This window comes from Streptomyces katrae (genome assembly GCF_000966975.1).
GTDB lineage: Bacteria > Actinomycetota > Actinomycetes > Streptomycetales > Streptomycetaceae > Streptomyces > Streptomyces katrae.
Genome location: NZ_JZWV01000868.1, coordinates 1 through 8,298 on the forward strand (window position 1 = coordinate 1; position 8,298 = coordinate 8,298).

General features: G+C 72.9%; 8 protein-coding genes and 1 pseudogene. 3 read left to right on the forward strand and 6 right to left on the reverse strand.

Going from position 1 to position 8,298, the window contains the following annotated elements:
* Position 1 precedes the first annotated feature (1 nt).
* The gene (locus VR44_RS28400) at positions 2-1,024 is read right to left on the reverse strand and encodes an NUDIX hydrolase (RefSeq protein WP_045950469.1); all 1,023 of its coding nucleotides are present in this window, start codon (positions 1,022-1,024) and stop codon (positions 2-4) included.
* A gap of 199 nt (positions 1,025-1,223) precedes the next feature.
* Between VR44_RS28400 and VR44_RS28405 the strand changes: the two genes are divergently transcribed.
* The gene (locus VR44_RS28405; protein ID WP_245692372.1) at positions 1,224-2,213 is read left to right on the forward strand and encodes a LacI family DNA-binding transcriptional regulator; all 990 of its coding nucleotides are present in this window, start codon (positions 1,224-1,226) and stop codon (positions 2,211-2,213) included.
* Between the two features lie 129 nt (positions 2,214-2,342).
* On the opposite strand, the gene VR44_RS28410 is transcribed toward VR44_RS28405, so the two are convergent.
* The 5 genes from VR44_RS28410 to VR44_RS28430 all read right to left on the reverse strand — a co-directional run bounded on the left by VR44_RS28410 (position 2,343) and on the right by VR44_RS28430 (position 6,981).
* On the reverse strand, positions 2,343-3,641 hold the full coding sequence (locus VR44_RS28410; RefSeq protein ID WP_045950471.1) for a DUF6986 family protein: 1,299 nt from the start codon (positions 3,639-3,641) through the stop codon (positions 2,343-2,345).
* 181 nt (positions 3,642-3,822) lie between these two features.
* Positions 3,823-4,785 (reverse strand): electron transfer flavoprotein subunit alpha/FixB family protein, encoded by a 963-nt coding sequence (locus VR44_RS28415; protein WP_045950472.1) that lies wholly within the window; start codon positions 4,783-4,785, stop codon positions 3,823-3,825.
* A 56-nt stretch (positions 4,786-4,841) separates the two neighbouring features.
* The gene (locus tag VR44_RS28420; RefSeq protein ID WP_045950473.1) at positions 4,842-5,627 is read right to left on the reverse strand and encodes an electron transfer flavoprotein subunit beta/FixA family protein; all 786 of its coding nucleotides are present in this window, start codon (positions 5,625-5,627) and stop codon (positions 4,842-4,844) included.
* Positions 5,628-5,841: 214 nt separating this feature from the next.
* Positions 5,842-6,390, reverse strand: a complete 549-nt coding sequence (locus VR44_RS28425) for a flavin reductase family protein (RefSeq protein WP_245692370.1) — start codon at positions 6,388-6,390, stop codon at positions 5,842-5,844.
* Between the two features lie 243 nt (positions 6,391-6,633).
* Complete coding sequence (locus VR44_RS28430; RefSeq protein WP_045950474.1) at positions 6,634-6,981, reverse strand: thioredoxin family protein; 348 nt, start codon at positions 6,979-6,981, stop codon at positions 6,634-6,636.
* 239 nt (positions 6,982-7,220) lie between these two features.
* Between VR44_RS28430 and VR44_RS28435 the strand changes: the two genes are divergently transcribed.
* Positions 7,221-7,943, forward strand: coding sequence for a lysophospholipid acyltransferase family protein (locus VR44_RS28435; RefSeq protein WP_045950475.1), 723 nt, complete (start codon positions 7,221-7,223; stop codon positions 7,941-7,943).
* Between the two features lie 83 nt (positions 7,944-8,026).
* Positions 8,027-8,298, forward strand: a pseudogene (locus VR44_RS28440) (MFS transporter); the annotation flags it as partial.

Genomic DNA, 8,298 nt, shown 5'->3' on the forward strand with positions numbered 1-8,298 from the left:
GTTACGGCAGGGGCCGTCCCGCCTCCAGATACAGCGGCCGCCCCCGCTCCCGCGCCCGCAGCGCCCACCGCAGCCGCTCGTACCGCTGCGGCGGCAGCATCCCCGCCGCCTCCTCCTCCGTGACGAACCGCCAGGCCCGCAGCTCCGGCCCGGGCAACCGCAGCCGTGCCGCCTGCGGCTCCGACAGCCGGCCCCCGTCGAACAGCAGCCGCAGCCCCCCGTACGCCGGGGACCGGGGCGGCTCCCAGTCGACCACCAGCAGCTCCGGCACCCGGTCCAGCGTCAGGTCCAGTTCCTCCGCGACCTCCCGTACGCCCGCCCGCGCCGGCGCCTCGCCCGCCTCGACCACCCCGCCGGGGAACTCCCAGCCCGCCTTGTACGTCGGATCCACCAGGAGCACCCGGTCCCGGTCGTCGAAGAGCAGGACCCCCGCCGCCACCGTCTCCCGCGTCGGTTCCGGGGTCTGGACGATGTCGCAGACCGCCGCCGTGTCCGTCGTCACGGCCTCGGCGATCCGCTGCGCCGTCTCCCGTGGGGTCAGCCGCCCGTTGTCGATGACGTGCGCGTCGGCGGTCAGCCACCCCAGCGCCTGCCGGTAGGCGGGAAGGTGGTCGTGGGCCCCCTGCCGGCGGCCCCGTTCCCCCTCTTCACGGCGCCCGGCCATCCGCTCGCGCAGGATCGTTTCCGCAGGGGCCAGCAGCACGTGCCGCACCGTGATCCGGCGGGCCGCGAGCGCCCCGAAGATCTCGTCCCGGTACTCCTGCCTCAGCAGCGTCATCGGTACGACCAGCACCCCGCCCACCTCCGCCAGCACCGCCGCCGCCGCGTCGACGACGAGCCGCCGCCAGCTCGGCAGGTCCTGGTGGTCGTCGACCTCCGCGAGGCGTTTGCCCGGCAGGAGGCGGCGCAGCGCGTCCCCTATGAGCTCCGGGTCGTACAGGGTGCTGTCCGGCAGCAGTCCGGCGAGTTCGCGGGCCGTACTGGTCTTCCCGGCACCGTAAGCGCCGTTGATCCAGACAATCACGTCTACCCCTCTCCCATTGGCTCGCCTCCGAAGCCCCCAGTGGCTTGCCCGCCCCACCCTGCCACGGAAACCCGCTCTCCGGCCGAGTGCATATCCTCGGTCACAGCGCCCCGCAGCCCCGCCGTCCACCCCCGGAGGTTTTCCCGCCGTGCCGCAGAACCGCCAGCCGTCCGAGCCCCGTTACGGCAACCGGCCGACCATGAAGGACGTGGCGGCCCGGGCGGGCGTCGGCCTGAAGACGGTCTCCCGGGTCGTCAACGGCGAGCCCGGGGTGACCCCTGACACCGAACGGCGCGTGCAGGACGCCATCGAGGCCCTCGGGTTCCGGCGCAACGACAGCGCCCGCGTCCTGCGCAAGGGCCGCACCGCCACCGTCGGCCTGGTCCTGGAGGACCTCGCCGACCCCTTCTACGGTCCCCTCAACCGGGCCGTCGAGGAGGTGGCCCGTACCCACGGCGCCCTGCTGATCAACGGCTCCAGCGCCGAGGACCCGGACCGGGAGCGGGAGTTGGCGCTCGCGCTGTGCGCCCGGCGGGTGGACGGCCTGATCGTGATCCCGGCGGGCGACGACCACCGCTACCTCGAGCCGGAGATCCGGGCGGGGGTGGCGACCGTGTTCGTGGACCGGCCGGCGGGCGGGATCGAGGCGGACGTGGTCCTCTCGGACAGCTTCGGCGGCGCCCGCGACGGGGTGGCGCACCTGATCGCCGCCGGGCACCGGCGGATCGGCTTCATCGGCGACCACCCCCGCATCCACACCGCCACGGAGCGCCTGCGCGGCTACCGCGAGGCGATGGCGCTGGCGGGCCTGCCGGTGGCCGGGTCCTGGGTCTCCCTCGGCGCGACGGCCCCGGAGCGGGTGGCGGCGGCGGCCAGGGCGATGCTGGCGGGCCCGGAACCGATCACCGCCGTCTTCGCCGGCAACAACCGGGTCACCGTCACCGTCGTACGGGTCCTCGCGGCGCTGCCCCGGCCCGTGGCACTGGTCGGCTTCGACGACTTCGAACTGGCCGACCTGCTGCGGCCCGGGGTCACGGTGATCGCCCAGGACCCGGCGGCCCTGGGCCGGGTGGCCACGGACCGCCTCTTCCAACGCCTGTCGGGCACGGCCCTCCCCCCGACCCGCATCGTCCTCCCGACCCGCCTGATCCCCCGCGGCTCGGGCGAACTCCCGCCGCACACCGGCTGATCCCCCACAACCCGCACACGGCCCCGGTGCACCCCGTGGTCGCCCATGATCTTCGTCAACGCCGCCTGAACCGCAAACGCCGCCGCCCGGCGTACGCGGACGCGTACGCCGGGCGGCGGCGAGCGGACCTTACGCGGTCGCCGTCAGGGTCGCCGAGCGGCGCGGGATGGCGAAGGCGTCCAGTTCCGCGCGGGTCAGGCCCGTCAGGGCGGTGACCTCCTCGGTGCCGACGGCGCCGCAGTCGAGGCCGCGGACCAGGTAGCCGGCCAGGGCCTTGGCGGTGGCGGGCTCGTCCATCACGTCGCCCTCGATCTTCGCCACGTACGCCTTCAGGCGCGCGGCGGCGGCCTCCAGGCCCTCGCGGTAGAAGGTGAAGACGGCCGCGTAGCGGGTCGGCAGGTGCGCCGGGTGCATGTCCCAGCCCTGGTAGTAGGCGCGGGCCAGGGCACGGCGGGTGAGGCCGTAGTGGAGCCGCCAGGCCTCGTGGACCTGCTCGGTGGTGCCGACGGGCTTGACGTTCGTCGAGCCGTCGGAGACGCGTACGCCGGTGCCGGCGGCCGCCACCTGCATGATCGCCTTCGCGTGGTCGGCGGCGGGGTGGTCGCTGGCCTGGTAGGCGGCGGACACGCCGACGCAGGCGCTGTAGTCGAAGGTGCCGTAGTGCAGGCCGGTGGCGCGGCCCTTGGAGGCCTCGATCATCCGGGCCACGGTGGCGGTGCCGTCGGAGGCCAGGATGGACTGGCTGGTCTCGATCTGGATCTCGAAGCCGATCCGGCCCGGGCGCAGGCCGCGGGCAGTCTCGAAGGCCTCCAGCAGCTTGACGAAGGCGCTGACCTGCTCGGCGTAGGTGACCTTGGGCAGGGTCAGGACGAGGCCCTCGGGCAGGCCGCCGTGCTCCAGGAGGCCGGAGAGGAAGATGTCCGTGGTGCGGATGCCGCGGTCGCGGACGTTGGACTCCATGCACTTCATGCGGATACCCATGTACGGGGCGTTCGTGCCGTTGGAGAAGGCCTCCGAGACGAGGCGGGCGGCGCGGGCCGCGGCCTGGTCCTCCTCCTCGTCGGAGCGGACGCCGAAGCCGTCCTCGAAGTCCACGCGGAGGTCCTCGACGGGCTCGGAGGCGAGCTTGGCGCGGACGCGGTCGTAGACCGGGACGGCCAGTTCGTCGGAGATGCCGAGCACCTTGGCGAAGGTGGCCGCGTCGGGCGCGTGCTGGTCCAGGGCCGCGAGGGCCTGGTCGCCCCAGGAGCGGATGGTGTCGGCGTCGAAGACGTCACCGGGTACGTAGACGGTGTGGATCGGCTGGCGGGTGCCGGGGTCGCCCGGGTAGTGGCGCGCGAGTTCCGCGTCCACCGGCGCGAGGGAGGCGCTGATGCCCTCGCTGACCACGCCTGCGAGGCTCGTCGCCACCTTCTCCTGCTGACCCATCGTGCACTCTCCTCTTTTCCGCTTCACGGAAGCCTGGCTCCGCATAGCAGAATTTAGTCACGGGGTTCCGCTCCGTCAATGGTCCCTCCACCGCCTGGGACAAACGACTCGGGGCCGTGCGGTGACAATCACCACACGGCCCCGGAGCCAGAGGAAACGGCAGGTCAGGATCTGGAAGGGATCAGCCCTTGCGCGCCTTGATCTCGCCCGTCAGCTGCGGGACGACCTCGAAGAGGTCGCCGACCACGCCGTAGTCGACCAGGTCGAAGATCGGGGCCTCGGCGTCCTTGTTGACGGCCACGATGGTCTTCGACGTCTGCATGCCGGCCCGGTGCTGGATCGCGCCGGAGATGCCGGCGGCGATGTACAGCTGCGGGGAGACCGACTTGCCGGTCTGGCCGACCTGGTTGGTGTGCGGGTACCAGCCGGCGTCGACGGCGGCGCGGGAGGCGCCGACCGCCGCACCGAGGGAGTCCGCGAGCTCCTCGATGAGGTGGAAGTTCTCCGCGCCGTTGACGCCACGGCCGCCGGAGACGACGATCGCGGCCTCGGTCAGCTCCGGGCGGCCCGTGGACTCGCGGGGGGTGCGGGAGATGACCTTGGTGCCGGTGGCCAGGGCGCCGAAGGTTACGGCGAGCGCCTCGACGGCGCCGGCGGCCGGGGCGGCCTCGACCGCGGCCGAGTTCGGCTTCACGGTGATGACCGGGGTGCCCTTGGACACGCGGGACTTGGTGGTAAACGACGCGGCGAAGGCGGACTGCGTCGCGACCGGACCCTCGTCACCGGCCTCCAGGTCGATGGCGTCGGTGATGATGCCGGAGCCGATGCGCACGGCGAGGCGCGCGGCGATCTCCTTGCCCTCGGCGGAGGACGGGACGAGCACGGCCGCCGGGGAGACGGCCTTGTACGCGGCCTCGAGCGCGTCGACCTTCGGGACGACGAGGTACTCGGCGAACTCGGGGGCGTCGGCGGTGAGGACCTTGACGGCACCGTGCTCGGCCAGCACGGCGGCGGTGGCCTCGGCACCGGCGCCCAGGGCGACGGCGACGGGCTCGCCGACGCGGCGGGCCAGCGTCAGCAGCTCGAGGGTGGGCTTGCGGACGGCACCGTCCACGTGGTCGACGTAGACGAGAACTTCAGCCATGGGACTGCTCTCCTGCTTTACGAGGTGTCTGGGGGCTACTGGTGAGGCCGGAGCCCCTAGATGAACTTCTGGCCGGCCAGGAACTCGGCCAGCTGCTTGCCGCCCTCGCCCTCGTCCTTGACGACGGTGCCGGCGGTGCGGGCCGGGCGCTGCGCCGCGGACTCGACCACGGTGTAGGCACCCTCGAGGCCCACCTCTTCGGCGTCCAGGTCCAGGTCGGACAGGTCCCAGGACTCCACCGGCTTCTTCTTGGCCGCCATGATGCCCTTGAAGGACGGGTAGCGGGCCTCGCCCGACTGGTCCGTCACGGAGACGAGCGCCGGGAGGGAGGCCTCCAGCTGCTCGCTCGCGGAGTCGCCGTCGCGGCGGCCCGTGACCTTGCCGTCCTCGACCTTGACCTCGGAGAGCAGGGTGACCTGCGGGACGCCCAGGCGCTCGGCCAGGATCGCCGGGAGGACACCCATGGTGCCGTCGGTCGAGGCCATACCCGTGATGACCAGGTCGTAACCGGCCTTCTCGACGGCCTTCGCCAGCACCAGCGAGGTGCCGATGACGTCGGTGCCGTGCAGGTCGTCGTCCTCGACGTGGATGGCCTTGTCGGCGCCCATCGACAGCGCCTTGCGCAGCGCGTCCTTGGCGTCCTCGGGGCCCACCGTCAGGACGGTGATCTCGGCGTCGTCGGCCTCGTCGGCGATCTGCAGCGCCTGCTCGACGGCGTACTCGTCGAGCTCCGACAGCAGACCGTCGACGTCGTCGCGGTCGACCGTCAGGTCATCGGCGAAGTGCCGGTCGCCGGTGGCGTCGGGCACGTACTTCACACAGACAACGATCCTCAGGCTCACGCCGGCTCTCCTACCGCATCGTTTTTTACTGATACCGCTACTGATACCGCCTTGTGCAGGCAGCATAGGCGCCTTCCGGCGCGGATCCCGGTCGGGGCGGCCCCCGCTCCGAAGGGAATGTTACTCGTCAGTACACAGTGGGTCTTCCCCGGTTGCAAGGCCACTGAACTGTGATCTGGCCAACGCCGCCCGAACCGGTCCCAGCAGGGACGATTCAGTCGCGCAACGCGTTGAAGCGCCCCTGGTGGTACAGCAGGGGCCGGCCCTCCCCCGCGGGATCCCCCGCCACGGCCTCCGCGATGATCACACGGTGGGCCCCCGCGGGCACCCTGGCCACCACCCGGCACACCAGCCACGCCAGCACCCCGTCGAGCAGGGGGACCCCGTGCGGGCCCGGCGCCCAGTCGGTACCCGGGCCGAAACGGTCGGCGCCGCTGCGCGCGAAGAGCCCGGCCAGGTCCTGCTGGTGCTCCCCGAGTATGTGGACGCCGAGGTGGTCGCTGTCCCGTACGGCCGGCCAGCTGGAGGCCCCGGTGCCGATGGTGAACGAGAGCATCGGCGGATCGGCGGAGACGGAGTTGAGCGAGGTCGCGGTGAACCCCGCCGGGCGGCCCCCGCTCTGCGCCGTGATCACCGCGACCCCGGCGGCGTGCCGGCGGAAGACGGAGCGCAGCAGCTCGGGCGAGCCCGGCAGCGGGGAGCGGCCGGGCCCGTCGGGCGAGGGGACGGTGGTGGACGCGGGCGGGGCCGTCGGGGCCGTCATGAGGGGCCTTCCTTCTGCCGCGGGGATCGCGGGAGGGCGTTCGGGGATCGGGGGTCGGGGGCGTTCAGCGATCCCAACAGCGCGCACTCGCGCATCGGCCGAGGTCCACATGGACCCGCCCGTGGAGCAGGAGTTCGTACCGCATGCCGCCAGCCTGGCGATCTGCCGTGTACACAGTCAAGCCGCAGCGGTCAGATGTCAGGCGCGTCACGCTGTGTGCGGGCGCGCGTACCGGCGCGGGAGTCATACCGCCGCACCCAGGGCGGCGATCACATCGGCCTTCCGCGGCATCCCCGCGGCCCGCCGGACGATCCGGCCCGCGCCGTCGAGGACGAGGACGGTCGGGGTCTTCTCCACGCCCAGGGCGCGTACGAGGGCGAGGTTCCGCTCGGCGTCGATCTCGATGTGCTCGACCCCGTCCACCATTCCGGCGATCTCGGCGAGGATCCTGCGGGTGGCCCGGCAGGGCTGGCAGAAGGCACTGGAGAACTGCACCAGGCTGGCCCGTTCCCCCGGCTCCCGGCCCAGTTCGGCGGCGCCGAGGCGCCCCTGTGCGGCCGCCGCCCCGGCGGCCTCCTCGTGCTCGGGCACACCCGCTCCTGTCTACCCTGTCCCCATGTACGCACCACCCCGGCCGCGGCCGGGAGGCTCTCCCTGTCCGAGCGCCGCCGTCACGCCGCGCATTCCCCGCGTGACGAGGATCTCCCCCTCGGCGGCCGTCCGGACTGGCCAGCGCGCCGCGTTTGGGGCACGATCCCCATGGTCGCGTACCTACGCTTCCGTAACTTCCGGCCGGGAGCACCTCCCCAGGCAGAAAGCGGGGTCTCCCCATGGCTGAGCTCGTCTACCCCCCGGTGATCGGCGCCGCGCACACGCTGTTCCGCGCGCTGGACATCCGTATCGACATGAAGGGCACCGAGAACATCCCGCGCAAGGGCGGGGCGGTCCTGGTGTCGAACCACATCGGCTACCTCGACTTCATCTTCGCCGGCCTGACGGCGCGGCCGCAGAAGCGCCTGGTGCGCTTCATGGCCAAGGAGTCGGTCTTCCGGCACAAGGTCTCGGGTCCGCTGATGCGCGCGATGAAGCACATCCCGGTGGACCGGCAGCAGGGCGAGTCCGCCTACCGGCACGCCCTGGAGTCGCTGCGTTCCGGTGAGATCATCGGGGTGTTCCCGGAGGCGACGATCTCCCAGTCGTTCACGCTCAAGAGCTTCAAGTCGGGTGCCGCGCGCATGGCGCAGGAGGCCGGGGTGCCGCTGATCCCGGTGGCGCTGTGGGGCACCCAGCGGCTGTGGACGAAGGGCCGGCCGAAGAACCTCAAGCGCAGCCACATCCCGGTGACCATGCGGGTCGGCGAGCCGATCGAGGCGCCGAAGGACCAGTACGCGGGCGCCATCACGCGCAGGCTGCGCGAGCGCGTCCAGGAGCTGCTGGAGGCGGCGCAGGCCGCCTATCCGGCCAAGCCGCAGGGCACCGAGGACTCCTGGTGGCTGCCGGCCCACCTCGGCGGGACCGCGCCGACGGCGGCGCAGGTGAAGGAAGCGGGCTGATCCCTGCCCCGTTCCCCGGCGCTGCCCCGGCGCGCTTGCCTGGTCGCACGACACGTTGCCGAACGCGGGAGGGGGGTCCGCCGATGGGCGGGTTCGGGAGGTATCTGGCTGCGGCCCTGGCGGCGCGTTTCGCGTCCGAGGGCATGGGGATGGCGGTGGTGCTGCTGGCCCTGGAGCGGACGGGCAGCGCCGCGTACGGGGCGTTCGTGCTGACCGCCTGGATGGCCCCGCACGTGCTGGCCGCGCCCGTGGCGGGGGCGGTCGCGGGGCGGGCGCGGCGGCCGCGGCTGTTCTACGCGGGCACGCTGGCCGGTTTCACGGCGGCCGTGGCGGGGCTGGCCGCACTGCTGGGCCG

Excerpts from the sequence above, each read along its gene's own strand:
- VR44_RS28405 (WP_245692372.1), top strand. The coding sequence starts at position 1,224 with ATGAAGGACGTGGCGGCCCGGGCGGGCGTCGGCCTGAAGACGGTCTCC.
- VR44_RS28410 (WP_045950471.1), bottom strand. The coding sequence starts at position 3,641 with ATGGGTCAGCAGGAGAAGGTGGCGACGAGCCTCGCAGGCGTGGTCAGC.
- VR44_RS28415 (WP_045950472.1), bottom strand. The coding sequence starts at position 4,785 with ATGGCTGAAGTTCTCGTCTACGTCGACCACGTGGACGGTGCCGTCCGC.
- VR44_RS28425 (WP_245692370.1), bottom strand. The coding sequence starts at position 6,390 with ATGACGGCCCCGACGGCCCCGCCCGCGTCCACCACCGTCCCCTCGCCC.
- VR44_RS28435 (WP_045950475.1), top strand. The coding sequence starts at position 7,221 with ATGGCTGAGCTCGTCTACCCCCCGGTGATCGGCGCCGCGCACACGCTG.